At 67.3% G+C, this 21,715-nt stretch carries 18 protein-coding genes; 13 read left to right on the top strand and 5 right to left on the bottom strand.

What is annotated here, in order from left to right; genetic code table 11:
- Positions 1 to 454 precede the first annotated feature (454 nt).
- From GT613_RS13730 to GT613_RS13670, 13 genes are all read left to right on the top strand, one after another.
- Positions 455 to 904, top strand: coding sequence for a division/cell wall cluster transcriptional repressor MraZ (locus tag GT613_RS13730; RefSeq protein WP_009306260.1), 450 nt, complete (start codon positions 455 to 457; stop codon positions 902 to 904).
- Between the two features lie 18 nt (positions 905 to 922).
- The gene (rsmH, locus tag GT613_RS13725) at positions 923 to 1,879 is read left to right on the top strand and encodes a 16S rRNA (cytosine(1402)-N(4))-methyltransferase RsmH (RefSeq protein ID WP_009306259.1); all 957 of its coding nucleotides are present in this window, start codon (positions 923 to 925) and stop codon (positions 1,877 to 1,879) included.
- Positions 1,880 to 1,966: 87 nt separating this feature from the next.
- Positions 1,967 to 2,431, top strand: a complete 465-nt coding sequence (locus tag GT613_RS13720; protein WP_009306258.1) for a cell division protein FtsL — start codon at positions 1,967 to 1,969, stop codon at positions 2,429 to 2,431.
- A gap of 110 nt (positions 2,432 to 2,541) precedes the next feature.
- Complete coding sequence (locus GT613_RS13715) at positions 2,542 to 4,338, top strand: penicillin-binding protein 2 (RefSeq protein ID WP_114526582.1); 1,797 nt, start codon at positions 2,542 to 2,544, stop codon at positions 4,336 to 4,338.
- A gap of 7 nt (positions 4,339 to 4,345) precedes the next feature.
- On the top strand, positions 4,346 to 5,848 hold the full coding sequence (locus GT613_RS13710; RefSeq protein ID WP_161172675.1) for a UDP-N-acetylmuramoyl-L-alanyl-D-glutamate--2,6-diaminopimelate ligase: 1,503 nt from the start codon (positions 4,346 to 4,348) through the stop codon (positions 5,846 to 5,848).
- Position 5,849: 1 nt separating this feature from the next.
- On the top strand, positions 5,850 to 7,334 hold the full coding sequence (gene murF / locus GT613_RS13705; protein ID WP_161172674.1) for a UDP-N-acetylmuramoyl-tripeptide--D-alanyl-D-alanine ligase: 1,485 nt from the start codon (positions 5,850 to 5,852) through the stop codon (positions 7,332 to 7,334).
- A gap of 2 nt (positions 7,335 to 7,336) precedes the next feature.
- Entirely contained in the window at positions 7,337 to 8,383 is a 1,047-nt protein-coding gene (gene mraY / locus GT613_RS13700; protein ID WP_009306253.1) for a phospho-N-acetylmuramoyl-pentapeptide-transferase, read from the top strand.
- A gap of 3 nt (positions 8,384 to 8,386) precedes the next feature.
- The gene (gene murD / locus GT613_RS13695; protein ID WP_161172673.1) at positions 8,387 to 9,904 is read left to right on the top strand and encodes a UDP-N-acetylmuramoyl-L-alanine--D-glutamate ligase; all 1,518 of its coding nucleotides are present in this window, start codon (positions 8,387 to 8,389) and stop codon (positions 9,902 to 9,904) included.
- A 7-nt stretch (positions 9,905 to 9,911) separates the two neighbouring features.
- Positions 9,912 to 11,180, top strand: coding sequence for an FtsW/RodA/SpoVE family cell cycle protein (locus tag GT613_RS13690; RefSeq protein WP_009306251.1), 1,269 nt, complete (start codon positions 9,912 to 9,914; stop codon positions 11,178 to 11,180).
- Between the two features lie 5 nt (positions 11,181 to 11,185).
- Positions 11,186 to 12,289 (top strand): undecaprenyldiphospho-muramoylpentapeptide beta-N-acetylglucosaminyltransferase, encoded by a 1,104-nt coding sequence (gene murG / locus GT613_RS13685; protein ID WP_009607825.1) that lies wholly within the window; start codon positions 11,186 to 11,188, stop codon positions 12,287 to 12,289.
- Positions 12,290 to 12,350: 61 nt separating this feature from the next.
- The gene (gene murC / locus GT613_RS13680; RefSeq protein ID WP_009607868.1) at positions 12,351 to 13,778 is read left to right on the top strand and encodes a UDP-N-acetylmuramate--L-alanine ligase; all 1,428 of its coding nucleotides are present in this window, start codon (positions 12,351 to 12,353) and stop codon (positions 13,776 to 13,778) included.
- Positions 13,779 to 13,785: 7 nt separating this feature from the next.
- A complete protein-coding gene (gene murB / locus GT613_RS13675; RefSeq protein WP_009306248.1) occupies positions 13,786 to 14,712 on the top strand; it encodes a UDP-N-acetylmuramate dehydrogenase in 927 nt (308 codons plus the stop codon).
- Positions 14,666 to 15,736, top strand: a complete 1,071-nt coding sequence (locus GT613_RS13670; RefSeq protein ID WP_009607801.1) for a cell division protein FtsQ/DivIB — start codon at positions 14,666 to 14,668, stop codon at positions 15,734 to 15,736. The genes murB and GT613_RS13670 overlap by 47 nt, the downstream gene beginning before the upstream one ends.
- 256 nt (positions 15,737 to 15,992) lie before the next feature.
- Here the strand turns inward: GT613_RS13670 and GT613_RS13665 are convergent, their stop codons facing one another.
- From GT613_RS13665 to GT613_RS13645, 5 genes are read right to left on the bottom strand one after another with little or no spacing between them, the layout of a single operon-like run.
- Positions 15,993 to 17,252 carry an aminotransferase class V-fold PLP-dependent enzyme gene (locus GT613_RS13665; protein ID WP_009306246.1) on the bottom strand — a complete coding sequence of 420 codons (1,260 nt, stop codon included), beginning with the start codon at positions 17,250 to 17,252 and terminating at the stop codon, positions 15,993 to 15,995.
- A gap of 2 nt (positions 17,253 to 17,254) precedes the next feature.
- Entirely contained in the window at positions 17,255 to 17,800 is a 546-nt protein-coding gene (locus tag GT613_RS13660; protein WP_114519589.1) for a hypothetical protein, read from the bottom strand.
- 5 nt (positions 17,801 to 17,805) lie between these two features.
- Entirely contained in the window at positions 17,806 to 19,848 is a 2,043-nt protein-coding gene (locus tag GT613_RS13655; RefSeq protein WP_009306244.1) for an aldehyde ferredoxin oxidoreductase N-terminal domain-containing protein, read from the bottom strand.
- A gap of 12 nt (positions 19,849 to 19,860) precedes the next feature.
- On the bottom strand, positions 19,861 to 20,646 hold the full coding sequence (locus GT613_RS13650) for a 4Fe-4S dicluster domain-containing protein (RefSeq protein WP_009306243.1): 786 nt from the start codon (positions 20,644 to 20,646) through the stop codon (positions 19,861 to 19,863).
- Positions 20,647 to 20,651: 5 nt separating this feature from the next.
- Positions 20,652 to 21,509: a cytochrome b/b6 domain-containing protein gene (locus tag GT613_RS13645; RefSeq protein WP_009306242.1), complete on the bottom strand. Its 858-nt coding sequence runs from the start codon at positions 21,507 to 21,509 to the stop codon at positions 20,652 to 20,654.
- Positions 21,510 to 21,715 lie beyond the last annotated feature (206 nt).

The following is a 21,715-nucleotide window of genomic DNA, read 5'->3' as shown; positions in this document are numbered from 1 at the left end:
ACCCAGATCTACACCCACGTGAACCGCACCCATATCCGCGAGGAGTATCTGAGCGCCCACCCCCGGGCGAAGTAGGAAGGCGCTCTTCGTCTCCCACTTTGCCCCCTGCTGACTCAATTTCAAACATCCGTTCGCTGTTTTGTGCCTGATGGGAGGGGGCGGCGAACTGAAATTCAGGTTGAAGATCCATCCTGCCACAGATTCCGCATAACTCCCCACTTCGTCCCACCGCGGGGGCGGGCGGCCTACATGTTGTGCCCGCCCAAGCGCGTCCGTTCTACATGTGGTCGTGTCGTTTTTCGGTTGGCAGGGGAGCGGTTAACGGGAAAGAGTCCGGTGGGTTTCAGGATGGGCAAAAAGGGGGTCAAGTCGCATATTTTGTTGCGAAGTGGGGCGAAGTGGGATAGAATTCCATACATCGAAAGAGCCGTGGGACGGCGGCGGAAAGGAAGGCATGGCGGAAGAGGGCAACAAGGTTGTCGATCTCAACAGCGCGTACCGCCATAAGGTGGACGCCAAAGGCCGCATGTCGCTTCCCGCATCGTTTCGCAAGGTTCTCTCGACGGATCTGGTGGTAACCCGCAACCCGAAGGACGAGTGCCTCTACGTGTTCGAGCCCGATGCGTTCAATGCATGGGTGGCCGGCGTGTTCGAGGACAAGTTCGAGAAGTTCGACCGCACCAACGATCTCCATGTTCGCCTGCGCCGCAAGCTGAAGTCGCGTGCAGCCGATGTGTCCATCGACGCAGCCGGCCGCATCATGATCTCGGCCGAGCAGCGCGAAGCCGTGGGAATCGACAAGGAGGTCGTCGTCGTGGGCAACACGGGCTACTTCGAGATCTGGGACGCAAAGCGCTACGACGCGGTGGACGACGAGACCGATCTCGGTCTGTTGTTCGACTGATCGAAAGGCGTGAGCGATATGACAAGCGAATATCGGCATACACCCGTTCTGCTCGCCGAGTGCCTCGAATACTCGAACCTCAAACCACAGCATACATTCGTGGACGCAACACTCGGCGGTGCAGGGCATTCCTTCGAAGCGGCCAAGCTCATCGGGAGCGGGGGCACGCTCATCGGCATCGATCAAGACGAGGTGGCGCTGGCCGCTGCCCGTCTCAAACTCGGGACGTTGCCTGACGACGTGCGCCCGCGCCTGGAACTCGTGCGCGGCAACTTCGGAAATATGGATGAAGCGCTCCTCAGCACGGAGGTGCCCGGCGTCGATGCGGTTCTGTTCGACCTCGGAGTGTCTTCGGTGCAGATCGACACGCCGTCTCGAGGCTTCTCCTTCAAGGAGAACGGCCCTCTTGATATGCGGATGGATCCGGGTAAACAAACCCTTACCGCAGCAGAGATCATCAACACCTACACCGCAGCAGATCTCACTCGGATCATCCGTACCTACTCGGACGAGAAGTGGGCCAGCCGTATCGCGGATTTCGCGGTGCGCGCGCGCCAGAACGCTCCCATCGAGACGAGCGAGCAGCTGGTCGACATCATCAAGGCCGCCATCCCCGCCTCGGCTCGCCGAGCAGGGGGACACCCGGCGAAGCGCACGTTCCAAGCGCTGCGCATCGAGGTGAACGGCGAGCTCGATGTGCTGAGAAGCGGCCTCGACGCGGCCATCCGCTGGCTCAACCCCGGCGGCCGCCTGGTGGTCATCAGCTACCACTCGCTTGAGGACCGCATCGTCAAGGAAACGTTCGCCAAGTTCGCGAACCGATGCACGTGCCCTCCGGATCTGCCGGCGTGCATGTGCGGGAAGCAGCCGATACTCGACATCGTCACCAGGAAGCCGGTTCTGCCGACGGCCGAAGAAATCGAGCGCAACGCTCGCGCACGCAGCGCCAAGCTTCGCGTAGCGCAGAAACGATAAGCAAAAACGTCCCGCTGACGCAAGCGGGAGCCATATGCACCGCACGCGACCTTTACATGCAGTCGAAACACAGAAAGGGGGTCGGACATGGGCGCAGCACCAGCGTATTCGTACTATCCCGAGCGCGCACCCGAACGCAGCCCGCGCGAGCGCATCAGCGTCGTTCCGGGCCGCGGCACCCGCACGCAGACCCCCACGCTTCCGTCGAACGTCGTGTTCTTGGCGAAGGCGGCGGCGGTCGTGCTGCTGGTGGTGTCGCTTGTGGGATTCGCGCGCATCGGGCTCATGTCCGCGACGATCTCCACGACGATGCAGTCGAGCCAGCTGACCAGCCAGATCAGCGACGCCCGCTCTTCGGGCGCCGCGCTGGAAGTGTCCCAGAGCACGCTGTCCAATCCGACGAAGGTGAAGCAGCAGGCGGGCAAGCTGGGCATGGCCGCCCCCGAGACCACGGGGGTCATCACTCTGGATAAGGACGTCGTCGCAACCGACGAGTCCGGCGCCCTGTCCCTTTCGAAGAGCGTTGCCATAGCGGCTGGCTCCGAGGCGTAAAGCCGATGTCCGATAGACCGCACACGCCGCGAGGCGAGCGCCCTGCTCGCGGTCGCGGAAGCTCCCGCTCGTCCGCCCGCCCCTCGCGTCCGCCGCGCGCGGCGCGTCCGGTGCGCGCCTCCGGCCGCCCGGCTGCGGCGGTCGACTTCAACTCGAATTCGAACCGGGTGTTCCTTCCCATTCTCGCCTTCGCCGTCATCGCGGCGCTGTTCGTGCTGCGCTTGGCGTACCTGCAGGTGATAGCCGCCCCTGCCATGGCTTCGGAAGCCGAGAACGCGCGTATGAGCTACGACTGGATCGAGCCGCGCCGCGGCACCATCTACGATCGCAACGGCGTGGTGCTGGCCACCTCCGTGGAGTCGACCACCATCTACATCGACCCGGTGGAAGTCGACGACGCGGACGCGACGGCTCAGGTGCTCGTCGACGTGCTGGGCGGCCAGAAGTCCGACTACCTGGAAGCCATCACCGCTCCGAACACGCGGTACGCGGTGGTGAAGGAGAAGGCCGACGTGGCGGTGGGGGACGCTCTCAAGGAGCGCGTGCGCGAGCTCTCGGCTTCGGGAGGGTCGCGCGAAGGCATGGACTTCGGCATCCGCTATAAGACGCTGTGGAAGCGCGAGTATCCGAACGCTCAGGTGGGAGGCCAGGTCATCGGCGTATGCACGCTGGAAACCGATGCCGAGAACAACCGCGAGTACTACAAGGGGGTATCGGGCCTCGAGCTGTACTACGACGACGTGCTGTCAGGCGAGGCGGGCTACACGCGCGAGGAGCGCAGCCCCGACGGCACGCCCATTCCCGGCGGCACGCGCGACTCCAAGGCGGCCGTGGACGGCGAGGACATCATCATATCCATCGACATAGAGCTGCAGCAATCCGTCGAGGAGCGCCTGACGGCCGATGCCAAGGGCATCACGGCCAACGGCGGCAGCGCCATCGTGATGGACGGCGGCACGGGAGAGATCTACGCCGCGGCATCGCTGCCGCTGCTCAATCCGGCCGACCGGACGAATATGGAAGCGGATGCGCCGAAGCTCAAATGCGTGACCGACCTGTTCGAGCCGGGCTCCATCTTCAAGTCGGTGTCGGCCATGGCCATCCTGGAAGCTGGCACCATGACGCCCGACACCGAGCTGTTCTGCCCGTCCTCCATCGAGGCCGACGGCTACGTCATTAGGGATGCGCACGAGCGCGGAGACGCCACGTACACGCTGCGGCAGATCATGGACCAGTCGTCGAACGTCGGCATCTCGCTGGCCACCGAGAACGCGACGGTGGGCGACGTGTCGGGGTTCCGGAACCTCTACAACAAGATCAACGAGTACAACCTGCACACGAAGACGGGCGTGGACTATCCGGGCGAGGGCGAAGCCGGCACCGAGTACCTGGGGAACCTGCTTCCCTTCGACGATTGGAGCAAGGTCACCGCCTACAACGTCAGCTTCGGGCAGGGCCTGTCGCTCACGCCGTTGCAGATCACCCGCTTCTACGGAGCGCTCGTGAACGACGGCGTGGAGTGCACGCCGCACTTCCTCCTGTCGAAGCCCCAAAGCGGCGAGACGGCCGAGTACGGAAGCGACACCGTCATCAAGGACAAGAAAGCCATCGACGATCTGACCAGCATGCTGAAGACCGTCGTCACCGAGGGCACGGGCAAGGCCGCCGCCATCGACGGCTTCAACGTGGCGGGCAAGACGTCCACGGCGGAGATCTACGACGAGAAGAACGGCGGCTACCGAAAAGGGGTGTACAACCTGGCCTTCACCGGTTTCCTGGCCGATTCTTCCAGCCAATTGGTTTGTTTTGTGGGTGCCAACGAGGTTCCCACCGACGGTGTGGTCACGCCGATTTTTAAGGATATAATGACAACAGCCATCGACCGATTCAACATTTATCCGGAGTGAGGAAGCCATGGGCAAGACCTGTACCGAACTGTTCGCAGGTATCGACTGCACCATCCTCGGCAACGCCGACGACGAGGTGAACGGTATCGCCTACCGCAGCGACCGGGTGCAACCCGGCGACGCGTTCTTCTGCGTGGTAGGCATGACGACGGATGGGCACTCGTTCGCCCAGGACGCCATCGATCGGGGCGCGAAAGTGCTCGTGGTCGAGCGCAAGGTGTACCTGGCCGACGCTACGGACGTCACGGAGATCGTGGTGAAGGATACGCGCAAGGCCATGGCGGCCGCTGCGGCGAACTTCTACGACCATCCTTCCAAGGACCTTGCGCTGGTGGGCATCACCGGCACCAACGGCAAGACCACCACGACCTACCTGGTAGAGCACATCGCGCGGGTAGCGGGGAAGCGCACGGGCGTCATCGGAACCGTGGGCATCCGCATCGGCGACGAGGCCGAGAAATCGGCTCATACCACGCCGGAATCGCCCGACCTGCAGCAGCTGCTCGCCCGCATGCGCGATGCGCGCTGCGACGTCGTGGCCATGGAGGTGAGCTCTCATGCGCTCGACCTCGATCGCACGTGGGACGCCGCATTCGCCGTTACGGCGTTCTCCAACTTGACGCAGGATCACCTGGACTACCATCACACGTTCGAGGCCTACTTCGAGGCGAAGGCGCGCCTGTTCTCGAAAGATTATCCGGCCAAGCGCGTGATCTGCATTGACGACAAGTGGGGCAAAGAGCTGCTGCGGCGTTGCTCGGTTGCCGAAGACAGCGTGGTCACGACGGGCTTCGATCCTTCCGCGCAGATCCATCCCGTGGACGTGCAGTATGCTCCTACCCACACCACCGTCACGCTCGACGTGCGCGGCAGCTTGCATACGTTCGACTACCCGCTCGTGGGCAAGTTCAACGTGGAGAACGTCATGTGCGCCTTCGGCATCGGGCTGCAGCTGGGCTTCCCGGCCGAGACCATCGTCGAAGCGCTCGAGGAGGCGCCGCAGATCCCGGGTCGTTTGGAGCGCGTGAGCGCGCCGAACACGGGCGGCGTGTCGGTGTTCGTGGACTACGCCCACACGCCCGACGCGCTGGAGAAGGCGCTCGCGTCCATCATGGCGCTCACGCCCGGCCGCACCGTCTGCGTGTTCGGCTGCGGCGGCGACCGCGATGCCAGCAAGCGTCCCATCATGGGCAAGGCCGCCCTGGCGGCCGACCATGCGGTGGTGACGTCGGACAACCCGCGCACCGAAGATCCGCAGGCCATCATCGAGGACATCGTGAGCGGAATGAGCTCGGGAGCCGGCCGCTTCGAAGTGGAGGCCGACCGTCGCGCCGCCATCGCGCGCGCCATCGCGCAGGCGAAGCCGGGCGACTCGATCCTCATCGCGGGCAAGGGCCACGAGGACTATCAGCTCGTGGGCGACCAAGTGCTCTCGTTCGACGATCGCATCGTGGCCGCCGAGGAGCTCGCGCGTGCGTTCGGCGACGAACCCGCAGGCGAGGATCGATAGCATGCGTTTGAACCACAAGCAGATCGCCGCATGCACGGGAGGCTCGTTCATGGTGGAGCCGCTCGATCCGCGCGCGCTGGCCACGGGGCTCACCTGGGACTCGCGCGACGCGAAGCCGGGCGACGTGTACGTCGCGCTGCCGGGCGAGCGCGTGGACGGCCACGACTTCGTCGGTGCGGCCCTCTCGGGCGGCGCCGTGTGCGCGCTTGTGATGCAGCCGCTGGACGAGGCCGTGCGCATGCTGGCCGCCGAGCTGGGCGCAAGCGTTATCGAGGTGCCCGACACGGCCCACGCCGTGGCGGACATCGCGCGCGAATGGCGCTCTCACCTGCACGGTCGCGTGATCGCGCTGACGGGTTCCACCGGCAAGACCACCACGAAGAACCTTGTGCGCGACGTGCTGGCAAGCACGCTGTCCACGGTGGCGACGGCCGGCAACCAGAACAACGAGCTGGGCGTTCCCAAAACGCTGCTCGCCGCCGAGCAGGGCACGCAGGCGGTGGTGGTGGAGATGGGCATGCGCGGTGCGGGCCAGCTGGCCGACCTATGCGACTACGTGCGCCCCGATTGGGGCCTCGTGGTGAACGTGGGCGAGAGCCATATCGAGCTTCTGGGCAGCCGCGAGAACATCGCGCGCGCCAAGGCCGAGCTTCTGTGCGCGCTGCCGGAGGGCACGGGCCGGGCGTTCGTGAACGCCGACGACGACTACGCCGATTTCGTGCGCGAGCATGCGCGCCTCGATGCGCGCCGCGTGGAAACCGTGCTGTTCGACGGCTCCGCCGCCGCAGCCGAGCGCCGCGCCCAGGCCGAAGCCGCCGAAGCGGCGCGTCCCGCCGTGTGGGCCGAGCAGGTGGAGCTCGACGAGCAGGGTCGCCCGCGCTTTCGGCTGCACGCCGTCGGCTTCGCGGATGCCCCTGAGGAGGAGACGGCGCGCTGCGCGCTCACGCTGCGAGGCTTGCACAACGTGTCGAACGCGTGCGCCGCGGCCGCGGTCGGGCGCGCCTGCGGCATCCCGCTTTCCGTCTGCGCCGATGCCCTCGCGCATGCCGAGCCGGAAGCCGGCCGCCAGGAAGTGCTCCGTGCGCGCGGCGGGTTCACCGTGGTGAACGACGCCTACAACGCCAACCCCGACTCCATGCGCGCCTCGCTTGCGACGTTCTGCGCGCTGGACGTGCCGGGCAAGCACGTGGCCGTGCTCGGCGACATGGGCGAGCTGGGAAGCTACGCCCCGGCCTGCCATGCGGGCATCGGGGAGTTCGCCGCCACGCTGCCGCTCGACCGGCTCGTGTGCGTAGGCGAGCTGTCCCTGCACATAGCCGACGCCGCTGAGCGCGCCGGCATGGATCCCCAGCGCATCGTGCGCGCGGGCTCTCTTTCTGAAGTGTTCGGAGATTTGGACGCCTGCGTCGAGCCCGGAGACGCCGTGCTGGTGAAGGCGTCTCATTTCATGGGTCTGACTCGCGTAGTCGAAGGACTGGTCAATTAGCTATGTTTACGGTATTCAACCAATATCCGACGTTTCTCGTGTTCCTTGCCGTCGTGTTCGCCATGGTGGTGACCATGGTGCTCACGCCGTTGTGGATCAAGTTCCTCAAGTCGAGCCATATCGGCCAGCAGGTGCGCGCCGACGGCCCCGAGAGCCACCTCGTGAAGCAGGGCACGCCCACCATGGGCGGCGTCATCATGCTGATCGCGGTCATCGCGGTGGCGCTGTTCGTCGGCATGCCCACGCCCGAGACGTTCGTGCTGCTGGCGGCTACCGTGCTCACGGGTCTGCTGGGCCTCGTCGACGACGCGTCGAAAGTGGTGAAGGAGCGCTCGCTCGGTCTCACCCCGAAGGCGAAGATCGTGGGGCAGGTGGCCATCGCCACGGCGTTCGTGCTCGTGGCCGTGAACTGGCTGGGCATACAGCCCACCGTGGAGATTCCCTTCGTCGTGACGCTCGACTTCGGCATCCTGACCACGGTGGTTCCCGTCGGCGACGGCATCGCCATCCCCTGGCTGTACCTGCTGTTCATGAACATCCTGCTGGTGGGCATGTGCAACGCCGTGAACCTCACCGACGGCCTGGACGGTTTGGCGGCGGGCACGGTCATGATCGTGATGATCGTGATGGCGGCCATCGCGTACCGTTCCGATCTGTTGGAACCCGCCATCTTCGCCGCCGCGCTCGCGGGCGCGTGCATCGGGTTCCTCTGGTTCAACTCGTTTCCGGCCGACATCTTCATGGGCGACACCGGATCGCTCGCGCTGGGCATGGCGCTGGGCTGCCTGGCCGTGCTCACGAAGACCGAGTTCGTGTCGCTCATCATCGGAGGCCTGTTCGTGGCCGAGGCCCTGTCCGTCATGATCCAGGTGTTCTACTACAAGAAGACGAAGAAGCGCATCTTCCTCATGGCGCCGTTGCACCACCACTTCGAGAAGAAGGGCTGGAGCGAGACGAAGGTGGTCGTGCGCTTCTGGATCATCTCCGGCGTGCTGGCCGCGACGGGCTTCTCGCTGTACTTCGCCGAGACCCTCATGGCGGTGGCGTAGTCCATGGCTTCGCGGGAGCTCATAGCGAATCGCAAGCACGCGCCGCACCATCTGGGGCGCGTGCTCGTTTTGGGTCTGGGCAAGAGCGGCCGCGCGGCGGTCGCGTACCTGCTGCCGCTTCTGGACGGTCGCGTGGAAGCGCTGGCCGTGGCGGCCGGGGCGCGCAGCGCGGCCTCCGAGGAATTCGCGGCCGAGGCGCGCGCGGCCGGCGCGCTCGTCGCGTTCGGGGACGAAGCGGTGGGCGTGCTGGCGGCCGAGGCGGGCGGGTCGTTCGACCTGTGCATCGCGAGCCCCGGCATCTCGCAGTTCTCGGCCTTCTACGAGGCAGCCGCGGCCGTATCGGCCGAGGTGATCAGCGAGGTGGAGTTCGCCTGGCGCGAGAGCGCCGCGGACAGCCGCTGGGTGGCGGTGACGGGCACGAACGGCAAGACCACGGCCTGCGCGCTGGCCGCGCACGTGCTGGCGGGGGCGGGCCTTGCCGCGGCCGCCGTGGGCAACATCGGCGATCCGTGCATCGAGGCCGTGGCCGCGGGGCGCACGGACGTGTACGTGGCCGAGGTGTCGTCGTATCAGCTGGCTTCCACGGCGCGCTTCGCGCCGAACGTGGCCGTGCTGCTGAACATCACGCCCGACCACCTGCATTGGCACCGCAGCTTCGAGGCGTACCGCGACGCGAAGCTCAAGCTGCTGGCGAACCTGCCCGGCGTGCCGGGCGCCGTGGCGGTGCTCGACGCGACGAACGACGTGGTGCGCGCCGAGGTGCGCCGCCTGCGCGCGCTGGACGCGGGCGAGCGGGGCTTCTCGTACGTGCCGCTGGGCACGGCCGCGGGGCTAACCGGTGACATGCGCGCCGCGTGCGGCAGCGACAACGCCGCGTTCCTGGATGCCGACGGCACGCTGCGCGTGGCGCTGAACGGTGCGGAGCACGCTGCGGCGCGCGTCGAAGAACTGCAGATCAAAGGCGAGCACAACGCCTCGAACGCGCTGGCCGTGGCGGCAGCCGCGCTCGCGCTGGGCGTGCACGAGAGCGACGTGGCCGAGGGGTTGCGCACGTTCGCGCCGCTCGAGCACCGCATCGAGCCGTGCGGCTCGGTGGCCGGCGTGCGCTGCTACAACGACTCCAAGGCGACGAACGTCGATGCCACGCTCAAGGCCCTCGCCGCATTTCCCGAGACGCGCCCCGTCGTGCTGCTGGGAGGCGACGACAAGGGCACCGACCTTGCGCCGCTCGTGGAGGCCGCCCACGCCCATGCGGGCGCGGTCGTGTGCTTCGGCGATGCGGGCGAGCGATTAGCGGCCGCGTTCGAGGCGGCGGACGCGCAGGCTCCTGCCGGTTTCGCCGCGGCGCGTGCTGCGCACCTCGCCGACGCGTTCGACGCGGCTCTCGCGCTAGCTTCGGCGGGAGATGTCGTGCTGCTGTCCCCGGCTTGCGCCTCCTTCGACGAGTTCGGCTCGTTCGAGGAGCGGGGAGCCGCATTCAAAACGCTCGTAGCCGACGCGGCTTCCGCGTTGGGCGCCTAGGCCCGCCATGGCTATTCAACGTGACAAGCGCGGCGCGCCTGCGCATATCATGGGACCTCGGATCATCCTCTTGCTGTCGGTGCTCGCCCTCATGCTCATCGGCTTCGTGATGATCTACTCGACCTCGGCGGTCATCACTTTGGCGAAAGCCGGCACCGAGGTCGCGGTCGATCCGATGGCCGAGACGCTCAACCAGATCAAGTTCGCCGTCGCGGGCGTGATCCTTGCTTTGATCATCTGGAAGTTCGTGCCCGTCTCGCTCTGGCGCAGCAATGCGGTATGGGTTATCTGGGCCGTGGCGTTCGCGCTGCTCGTGATCACGGCAGTGGCGGGCGTGGGCGATGAGGAATGGGGCGCCCGCCGATGGCTCATGATCGGTTCGGCCAGCCTGCAGGCTTCGGAGTTCGCGAAGATCGCGCTCGTGCTGGTGGCGGCGCGTCTGTTCACGGACTTCCGCGAGGGGCAGTACACCGTGTTGGTGTTCTTCGCGCTCGTGGGCCTGCTCGTCCTGGCTCCGGTGCTCATCATCCTGGGCCCCCAGTCCGACCTGGGCACGGCCATGATCTGCGTCGTGGGCATCCTCGCGGTCATGTGGCTGGGCGAGGTGCCGCTGCGCACGATGCTCATCGTGATCGGCGTCGTGGTCGCCCTCGGCCTCGTGGGCATCTTCGGCTCGTCATACCGCCGCGACCGGCTCATGGTGTTCATGAATCCGTGGAACGACGGCGAAGGCGGCTTCGGCACGGGCTTCCAGCTCATCCACTCGCTGTACGCGCTGTCCGGCGGCGGCCTGTTCGGGGTGGGGCTGGGAAACTCGCACGAGAAGTACCTGTACCTCACCCAAGCGGACACCGACTTCATCTTCGCCATCATCGGCGAGGAGCTGGGTTTGGTGGGCGCCGCGGTGGTCATCGCGCTGTTCCTGCTGTTCCTGTACGCGGGTACCCGCATCGCGCAGTCGTCGCCCGATAACTTCGGCACCATGGTGGCGGGCGGCTGCACCATCATGATCGCGTTCCAGGCGTTCCTCAACATCGCCATGGTCATCGGGTGGTTCCCTGTGGTGGGCAAGCCCTTGCCGTTCATATCGTCGGGCGGATCGTCGCTGGTGGCCATGCTCATCATGGTGGGCATCATCCTATCGGTATCGCGCGGCGCCGAGGCGCCGACCATCTACGATCGCCGACGCGCCGATCTGCGCGTCGTGCGCGCGACGAACGGTGCGCCGCCGCCCTCACGCGGCGGGCGCTCGTCGTCGAGCAGGGGCAGGAGGTAGCGAACATGCTGATCGTTCTTTCCGGCGGCGGAACCGCCGGCCACATCAACCCGGCGCTCGCCTTGGCGGACGTGCTGAAGCAGCGCGGCTGCGAGGTGCGCTTCGCCGGCACGCCCACGGGCGTGGAGGCGCGGCTCGTGCGGGAGGCGGGCATCCCGTTCACGCCGTTCGAGGCCCAGGGTTTCAACCGCAACCATCCGCTCACGCTGCCGAAGGCCGTGCTCACCATTCAGAAGAGCACGACGCTTGCGCGCCGGTGGTTCGACGAGATACGACCCGACGCGGTGGTGGGCTTCGGCGGCTACGTGTGCATCCCCGTGGCGCGCGCCGCCGAGCAGCGCGGCATCCCCGTGGTGGTGCACGAGCAGAACTCGGTCATGGGCATGGCCAACAAGTACCTCGCCAAGCGCGCCGCCGCCGTGTGCCTCACCTACGAGCACGCGGCCGAGGCGCTGGCCGACAAGAGCCGCGTCCGGGTGACCGGCAACCCCGTGCGCGAAAGCGTGTTCTCGGCCACGCGCGAGCAGGGCCGCGCGCGCTTCGGCGTGCCGGAGGGCGCGCGCATGCTGCTGGTGACGGGCGGCAGCCTGGGCGCGCGGCACCTCAACCAGGCCGTCGCCGCGCTCAAAGACGAGCTTCTGGCCTACGGCGACCTGCATATCGTGCAGGTGACCGGCCCCAAGGAGCTCGACGCCGTGCGCGAGCAGCTGGCGCTTTCGCCCGAGCAGCAGGCTCGTTGGCAGCTGCTGGGCTATACCGACCATATGGGCGACGCCATGGCCGCGGCCGACATCGTCGTCTCGCGCGCCGGCGCCACGTCGCTCGCCGAGATATCGGCCCGCGCGCTTCCGGCACTGCTCGTGCCGTTCCCGTTCGCCACGGAGGACCATCAGACCATGAACGCGCAGGCATGCGTGGAGGCGGGCGCCGCCTACCTCGTGGCCGACGCCGACGTGGAGGGGCCCGAGTTCGCCCGCAAGCTGCGCGAGCTCATCGAGGACGAGGACGTGCGCGCCCGCATGACCGCCGCGGCCCGCGCGCAGAAGACGCGCGACGCCGCGGGCCTGCTGGCCGACGCGGTCATGGAAGCGGCTCGCGCACAGCGTTGAGCGGTCGCGCGATAGGGTACAATAGCGGTTTGCAGTACATCAGAGAGACCGAGGACGCACTATGGACACCATGCACATCGACCAGGTACATTTCATCGGCGTTGGAGGCGTCGGCATGAGCGGCATCGCTCGCGTCGCGTTCGACCAGGGCATGCGCGTGAGCGGCACCGACCTCAAGGAGAGCCGCTACACCAAGCAGCTGCGCGAGGCGGGCATCGAGGTGCACATCGGCCACGATCCGGCGAACATCCCCGAGGGAAACCCCGTGATCGTCGTGTCCACCGCCATCCTCGACAACAACCCCGAACTCGCCGCCGCCAAGGCGCGCGGCCTGACCATCTGGCATCGCGCCCAGATGCTCGCCTATCTGGGACGCGCGCTCCAGACGCTCGCGGTGGCCGGCACGCACGGCAAAACCACCACGTCGTCCATGCTGGCCAGCGTGCTGGACGGCATGGGGGAGGATCCGACGTTCCTCATAGGCGGCATCGTGCGCGCCTACGGCACGAACGCGCACTCGGGAACGGGCGCCCATTACGTGGTGGAGGCAGACGAGAGCGACAAGTCGTTCATGCATCTGTCGCCGCGCGCCGTGCTGGTGACGAACATCGAGGCCGACCACCTCGACCACTACCGCGACCTCGACGAGATCTACGAGAAGTTCGCCTCGTTCATCGGGTCGGTGCCCGACGACGGCGGCGTGGTGGTGGCCTGCGGCGAGGACGAGGCGCTCGTGCGCGTGGCTTGCGCCTCCGGAAAGCGCCTGTTCACCTACGGCTTCTCTGATGCGTGCGACGTGCGCATCGCCTCGTACGAGCCGAACGGCGTGGGCAGCGACTTCACGCTCGAACTGCCCGACGGAAGCGTCGTGAGCGCGCACGTCAAGCAGAATCCGGGCCGTCACAACGTGTTGAACGCCGCCGGCGTCGTCGGCCTTCTGTGGGCGCTCGGATACGACCCTGCGCAAGCGGCCGAAGCGCTGGCCGACTTCGCCGGCGTGAAGCGCCGCTTCGACCTCGTGGGCGAAGCGGGCGGGGTCACCGTGGTCGACGACTACGCGCATCATCCCACCGAGATCGCCGCCACCATCGAGGCCGCGTCCCATCTGGGCTTCGCGCATGTGCACGTGCTGTTCCAGCCGCACCGCTACTCGCGCGCGCCGCTGTTCACCGAGGTGCTGAAGGACGATTTCGGCCGGGCGTTCGACGCGGCCGACGCCGTCACGTTCATGGACGTGTACCCGGCGGGCGAAGCGCCCGTCCCCGGCGTGTCGGGCAAGACGTTCCTGAACGTGGTGCTCGACCATGCGGGTCATCCCGAGGCCGCCTACGTGCCGCGCCGTATCGAGGTGGTGCCCTATCTCGCCGGCAAGCTGGGCGAGGGCGACCTGTTGATCACCATGGGCGCGGGAGACGTGACCGCCATCGGCCCGCAGCTCGTCGACGCGCTTTCGCAGGCGGACGGCGCCGCCGCGCGACGGCAGGCGTGATGCGGCGATGACCGCCCGCCATACCTCGCCGCTCGAGGCGCTGCTCGTCGACGACGCGTTCGACGGCGACGTGTACCCTTCGGAGCCCATGGCTCGGCATACCATGTACCGCATCGGCGGACCCGCGCGTTTCTACGTGCAGGTGGCCTCCGTCGGAGCGCTCAAGCGCCTGGTCACGGTATGCGAGGAGAGCCGGGTGCCGTGGGTGGCCATCGGCCGGGGCAGCAACCTGCTCGTCGCCGACGAGGGGTATCCCGGCGTGGTGATCACGCTCGGCCGCGACTTCCGCATCTGCCGCTACGACGAGGACGCGCACAGCTTCTGCGTGGGCGCGGGCGTGCCGCTGTCGTCGGTGGTGCAGGAGGCGTTCCGTCGATCGCTGGCGGGATTCGAGTTCGCCGTGGGAACGCCGGGCACCGTGGGCGGCGCGCTGCGCATGAACGCGGGCTCGCGCGACGAGTGGATCGGCTCGCGCGTGGTGTCGGTGACCACGCTGTCGCCCGGGAAGGGGCTGGTTCGGCGCGACGGCGACCAGATCGCGTGGGGCTACCGTTCCAGCTCGTTCGCTTCAGACGAGGTGATCGTGGAATGCGAACTTTCCGTAGAGCCTGCCGACCCGTTCTTCATCCGCGGTAAGATGGAAGCGTCGCACGCGCGGCGCAAGAAGACGCAGCCGCTGTCGTTGCCGTCGTGCGGAAGCGTGTTCCGCAACCCCGAAGGCGCTCCGGTGGGCGCGCTCATCGAGGAAGCCGGGCTCAAGGGCCTGCGCATCGGCGGGGCGCAGGTGTCGGAGGTGCACGCGAACTTCATCGTGAACACGGGCGACGCCACGGCGCGCGACGTGCTGGAACTGATCAACCTGGTCAAGACGAAGGTGTACGAGACGTATGGCATCGAATTACAACCGGAAGTCCGTTTCCTCGGGTTCGCGTAAGGCGAGCCCGCGCAACAGCCGCGCTTCCGGGCAGGCCGGCAGGGGCGTGCGTCCCGCCGGCGGCGCGCCGCGCCAATCCGCGCGCGGCGGCATGCCGCGAACTTCGTCGCGTGCTTCGACGCCTGGAACCTATCGCGCCATTCCCGGCGGCCAGCTGCCGCAGCGTCGTGCGAACCAGGTTCGCCCGCCGTTGTCGTCGGTGCGCGTGGGGGATCTCGACCGCGCCGAGCGCTCTTCTCGCGCGCAGAAAACCTACCGTCGCTACCTGGTGCGCATCGGCATCGTGGCCGCGCTCGTGCTGGCGCTCGTAGGCGGCGGCCTGGCCGTGTACTACTCCAACCTGTTCACCATCGAGAACGTCTCGGTCACCGGCGTGGAGCATCTCACGGCCACCGACATGTCCGAGCTTGCCAGCGTGCCCGCCGGAACCACGCTTCTGCGCGTCGACGCCGCTGGCATCCGCGAGCGCCTGCTCAAAGACGCATGGGTGGACGACGTGTCGGTGAACCGCGTGTTCCCGAACACCCTGGAGCTGGCCGTCACCGAGCGCACCATCACGGCGGTGGTGGACGTGCCCACTGAGAACGCCGAGTCGGTGCAGCCGTGGGCCATCGCCTCGGACGGCATGTGGCTCATGCCCATCCCCGACCAGAATTCCGAGGCCGGCAAGAGGACCAGCCCGAAGGTGTACGAGGACGCGGCCAAGGTGCTGCACATCACCGACGTGCCCTACGGCACGCGCCCCGAGGTGGGCGCCTACTGCTCGGACGCCAACGTGAACAACGCGCTGGCCATCGTGGACGGCATGACCACCGAGCTGGCGGGGCAGGTGAAGAAGGTGGCGGCCACCGAGACCGAGTCCACCACGCTGACGCTGGAAAGCGGCGTGGAGATCGTGTTCGGCACGGCCGAGAACATCCGCGACAAAGAGCGCGTCTGCCTCGAGATCATGAAGGAGCATCCCGACGGGCTGGCGTACATCAACGTGCGGGTGGTGGATCGGCCCACCTGGAGGGCTCTCTAGGGACCTGCGCGCCGCTGCGCCTTGCGGGCGGGCGGGACGCCCCAGTCGCTCAGACAGTCCTCGCTTCGCTGCGAAACTCGCTTGGTGGGGCGCCCCGCCCGCCCGCAAGGCGCAGCGGCTTGAGCTTCCTGTTCGCTGGGAGGGTTCGACCTGGGGGTTTGTGCTCGTTGTCATCCTGAGCGAGCGTAGCGAGTCGAAGGATCCCGTGCGGCGGTTCGGGGGTTTCCGGCAGGCGGGAACCCCCGAACCGTCTGTTTCACAGCATGCGCGATGTTGCCAGGGCTACGGCTTCGTTGCGGGACGACTCTACGGCTTCTAGGAAACGGTCGATGTCGTGCATGGTGGTGTAGGCGGCCACGCTGGCGCGGCAGACGGCTTCCGCTCCTATGTGGCGCAGGAGGGGTTGGGCGCAGTGCGCGCCGGCGCGCACTGCCACTCCGCGGCGGTCCAGCACGTGGGCGACCTCGGCTGCGCCCACGCCCTTCACGTTGAACGAGACGATGCCGCCGCGCGGCGTCTCGGCGTTCGGCCCGGGGCCGTAGAGCCTGACGGAGGGGATGGAGTCCAGGCCGCTCACCAGGGCGCGGGTCAGCTCGCGCTCGTGCGCGCGCACGGCGTCGAAGCCGATGCGGTCGAGATAGCGCACGGCTTCCGCCAGCCCCGCGGCTCCTGCCACGTTCTGCGTGCCCGCTTCGAAGCGCCCCGGCGTTCCGTCGAACGAGGACGCGCCCTCGAACACCGCCTCCACCATGCCCCCGCCTCGCAGCAAGGGCGGCGTTTCCTCGAGGAGGCGCCGCTTGCCGTACAGCACGCCGATGCCCATAGGGCCGTACAGCTTGTGGCCCGAGAACGCGGCGAAGTCGACGTCGAGGTCGTGCACGTCGAGGGGCTCGTGCGCGATGCTCTGCGCGCAGTCGAGCACGGCGACGGCGCCGCAGGCGTGCGCCGCTTCGATGATGCGCTTGACGGGCGGCACGGTTCCCAGCACGTTCGACATGCCGGTGAACGCCACCACGCGGGTGCGCGGGCCGATTGCCCGGTCGATCTCGTCGTCTGAGACGACCCCGGCGCGGTCGGGCACGATGAAGGAGAGCCTCGCCCCGGAAAGCCGCGCCGCGGTCTGCCACGGCACGAGGTTGCTGTGATGCTCCAGCAGCGTGAGCGCGATCTCGTCGCCCGGCTCCAGCCGCTCGGCGCAATAACAGAGCGCCACGGTGTTCAGGGCGTGCGTGGCCCCGCTCGTGAACGCCGTCTCCTCCGGCGACGCGCCGATGAAGCGCGCGACCGTCGAGCGCGCGTCCTCGTAGACCCGGGTGGCCGCAGCGGCCAGCGCGTGCGCGGAACGGTGCGGGTTTCCGCATGCCGTGCGGTAGAAATCATCCATGGCGTCGAGGACGCACGACGGCTTCTGCGTGGTTGCCGCGTTGTCGAGGTAGGCGAGCGGAGGGCCGCCCGCGGCGTGCGCGGCGAGGAGGGGGAAGTCCTCCAGCGGCGCGCACGCCCGTCCGTCCGCCATCGTCAAGCTCCCTCGTCCTGCTCGGCGTCGGCCGCGTTCATCGCGTCGCTCGCGGCACCGTACTGGACCATGCGCAGCGCGAGCAGCCGCTGCACGTTCTCCAGGCGGTCGCGGTAGGGGTCGTCGGCCGGACATTCCCGCGCGATCGCGTCCGCCAGCGCCGCGTCGCCCACCGTGTCGCGCAGCCAGGCGACGAAGGCGTCTACGTCGATGAGCTTGATGATCTGGTCGGCGCCCTTGCCCACGCGCGCTTCGTCTCGGTCGAGCAGGAACACGGCTGCGCTGTGCAGGTTGTACAGGTACAGGTCCGACCCGCCCTTGGAGGGCACCATGCGCCCGGCAACGAAGTGCTCGCCCCAGGAGAGCTCGCGCAGCGCATGGGCCGCCTCGTCGGGTGAGGGCAAGGGGAAGCGCCGGCACGCCTCGGCCATGCCGGGTATGCCTTCGGATCCGCTCCCCGCCTCCTCGCCCCATGCAGGGGAGGCGGGGCCGCCGCACGCAGCGGCCTCCCGGGATGTGGCGGCGGCCGTCTCGTCGAGAGCTGCCATGTCCATCACGCTCCCAGCTTTCCGGCCGCTTCCAGCTTGTCGGCGGCGAAGCCGAGGTCAAGCGCCTCGAGCCCGGAGCGCGTCGGGCGACCCGTGGACTCCTCGAACCCTTCGTGGGCGTAGAAGCGCGTCTTGAAGTCCTCGAACTTGTCGCGGTCGAGCGTGCGGCCCTGGCACAGCGAGTAGCTCCACTTCCCGTCCTCGAACACCACGAGGGGGAAGGGCTTGGTGGTCTTCACGTCGTACACGTAGTTCGTGAACACCTCCTGGTCGCGATGGCGTCCCTCCAGCGCCCAGATGGCGCGGTCGAGCACCCAGAACTTGTGCCCCAGCTCGATGCTTTCCTCGTAGGAGAGGTCGCGCCCGGTGACGGCCTGGAAGAACTTCACCTCGTACTCGGGCGTGGCCCCGTACGTCGAGCCCGTCTCGGCGGTGTGCTTGCGGCTGATGAAGTTCGGCCACACCCAGTCGCACATGCCCAGCGACTGCAGCCAGAAGCGCCCGTAGGCGCGGTTCCAGTGGATCTCGCGCACGCGCGCATCGGAATAGATGCCCTCCTCGCTCCAGTCGAAGCACAGCGGGTCGCCCAGCCCGGACTGATCGGCCAGCTGCTTGGCCATGTTCTCGGCCGAGACGGGCGGCTCGGCGCCGGTGAGCACCGCCATGATGGAGGTGTTGTACACCGCGTTGTGTACGCCGTGCTCGTTGATGTCTCGCTCGCTGAAGATGCTTCCGTAGCTCCATTCCACCTCGGCGCGCGGCTCGTTGTGCTCGCAGTAGCCCCAGTTCGGGCGCGCCAGCAGGCCCGACGACGTGTCCTCGTCCCAACGCCCCCACTTCTGCGCCGCGCGCGCGATGCCCTCGGCCAGGTCGTCGCCGATCTCGCGGCGGTAGGCGATGCGCATCAGCAGCTCCTCGATGAACGCGTAGGTGCCGTACTGCTCGAAGGGCAGATCGGTGTCGATGTCCTTGCCCTTGCCCATGACGCCCATCTTGTAGAGGTTGTGCAGGTACACGGGCATGTCGATCTCGTAGCCGTTCAGCCCCAGCTTCGACAGCAGGCTGTAGGCGGCCAGCTGCTCGTCGATCTTGCCCGAGTCGGTGAAGTACAGGCCGGCCGAGCAGGTCAGCTCGTTGCCCACGCCGCCGGGGTACAGGTTACGGCAGTTCTTGAAGCAGCCGCGGCATCCTTCTGCGCGCGACACCGTGGGGCTCGTGTCCAGCACGGTGGATGCGGCGCCCGGGCTGCCCGGCGCGCCCGGAACCTTGCCGGCGTCGATGTCGTAGCCGAACTTCTCCTGCACTTCCAACCGCAGCCTCACGAGCGCGGCGGGGTCGGCGATGGGTATGCTCTTCGAGCCGATGAAGCTCATCGCCTTGAGGTTCTTGGCGCCGAACACCGCGCCGAAGCCGCTCTGTCCCGTCACGTGGCCGGCATCGTGCACGATGCACGACACGCGCGCCAGGTTCTCGCCGGCAGGTCCGATGCAGATGACGGACGGTCGCTGCGTGGTTCGGCCTCCGTCGCGTCCCTTCGTCAACTCGTACCACGAGCCAGGGGCGGTGCCGTGCGTCACCTCTTCCCAGATTCTCTCCTGGCACTCGAAGGTGTCGAGTCCCCAAAGGTCGGTCGCGTCGTTGAACGTCACTTGGTCGTTCACCACGCTGATCCACACGGGCGCTTCCGCTTTCCCGCGCACCACGCAGGCGTCGTAGCCCGCTTCCTTCATCATGCCGGCCAAACGGCCGCCCATGCTGGAGCGGTTGTACCATTCGGGCAGCGAGAACGGGCTGATGCCCGTGAACTCGCAGCGCGCCGAGGCGGCCGGCACCACGGCGCCCGAGAACGGCGTGGCGGCGAACACCAGCACGTTTCCCGGATCGACCGCCTCCACGGTCTTGTCCTCGCAGTAGTCCCAGAACAGCTTCGAGGCCATCCCGTGGCCGCCCACCCATTCGATGTAAGGTTCGGTGTCGATGGTCTGGGAGGTGCGGTCGGTCAGGTTCACGATGAGTATCTTGCCGGCGTAGCCGTAATGTTCGGTCATGAGGTCCTCCTATTATTTGTCGTTCGAGCCGGCTGCCGCCTGGGCTGCCGTGCCGCCTGCGCCGTATCCGAGCCGCGCGGGAGGGATGCGCGCCTCGTCGTCGCTGGGCAGGCCGATTTCCAGATAGTGGTCGTTGCGCAGGTTCGCCGTGTAGCCTTCGTCGGTTTGGACGGGCAGCACGTTGGTGAACGCGATGGCCTTCATGGGGCAGATCTCGACGCACAGCTGCTTGCCGGACGGGCCGCCCTCTTCATCCCAGAAGGGCGTGTTCTTGCACAGGTCGCACTTCTGGGCGTGCTTGTCCTCGAAGTTCCACTGCACGCGCGACGGCGTGAAGGGGCACGCCTCCACGCAGCGCTCGCAGCCGATGCACTTGCCCTCGTCCACGAGGCGCACGCCCGTCTCGGGGTCGGCGTGCATGGCGCCCACGGGGCAGGCTTCCACGCAGGAAGGGTAGGGGCATTGGCGGCACTGGTTCTGCATGACGTCGTCGGAGGGGAAGCTTCCCAGCGCGTTCTTCATCACCTGGATGCGCGAAAGCGAGGTGTTGATACGGCCTAGATGCGCGAGCGAGCACGAGATGACGCACGTCTCGCAGCCGGCGCACTTCTTCGCATCCACCAGCAGGTAGCCTTGGCTCGCCTCGATGGCGTACACGTCGTCGGGCAACAGCAGCGCCGTGATGCCGCTTCCCAGCACGGCGCCGATTCCCAATCCGCCGATCCCGGCGATGAACTGGCGCCTGGAGAGGCCGCCTTTATGCTGCGCGTCGGTCGCGCGCTGATTCGTCTCGGTCATATCGCTCATCTCCCTTGCGTGCCGTCGGCGGCTGCTGCGCGCGCGGCGGCTCCCATCGTCTCTTGCGCGGCCGCGCGCTCTCCGGCGCCGAGTGCGGACTCGTCCATGCCGCGCTCGGACTGCTCGCGCTCGAGCCGCTCCATCCAACCTGCATGTTCCTTCTCGGCCTCGCCGCGCGGCATCCATCCGATCAGCATGGACGGGAAGGTCTTCCACGAGAACGGCGCGATCACGGCGAAAAACACGTGCGCCGCCAAGAACAGCAGCATGAGCGCGGCCGCGATGTCGTGCACCCAGAACATGACGTTCATGAGGCCGTCGGGCAGCGTGAGCACCACGTGGGCCAATGCCTTGACCAGGCCTGTCACCACCAGCAACGCGGCCGTGACCACGGCCATCACGTAGGCGGCCTTCTCGCTTTCGAAGTACTTGTCCTCGGGCGGCATCGTGAACTTCTTGATGCCCACGAGCAGGCCGTAGTGGCGCACCGTGTAGGCGACCACGTTCTTCGTGGGAAGGTGCTCGCGCAAGCGCCATTTCGAGATGATCGTGTTGCCCAGGTAGTAGAACGTTCCGAACAGGAACACGATCGCGGCCGCGAAATGGACGTTCTGCCATAGGATGGCGGCCGGGCCGTCCTCCACGAATGCCGGGGTGAACCTCAGTCCCAGCACGATGCCCGACGCGAGGCACACGGCGGTGCCGATGCCGTGGGTCCAGTGGGACAGGCGCGCGGGGGCGTCGTGGCGGTACACCCGGTCGCCTGCGATGAAGGGGTCTGTTCGTTTCGCGAATGCGGAAAGGAACAGACCGAAAAACGGCGCCAGGGCGACGAGCCAGGGCGCTTGATCGAACCAGGGCATGGGGTCTTCCTTTCGGTACAAGCTTCGCCCGACCTCGCAAGAGGACGCGACGATAAGCGTATTGGTTTGAGGAGGGGGATGTTCGCGCGCGCCGAATCGACGCGCGAGCTTTCTATACTTTGAAGGCGGTGAGTACGAGCGGAACCATGGGGGACTCCCTTCCGGTCGCGGACGTTCGTTTTCGGTCAGCCGGTCGACGCGATGCT

Source organism: Eggerthella sp. BIOML-A4 (genome assembly GCF_009875575.1).
Taxonomy (GTDB): domain Bacteria; phylum Actinomycetota; class Coriobacteriia; order Coriobacteriales; family Eggerthellaceae; genus Eggerthella; species Eggerthella lenta.
The sequence above is the reverse complement of the archived record's forward strand: the minus strand, read 5'-3'. Positions and strand labels throughout refer to the sequence as shown.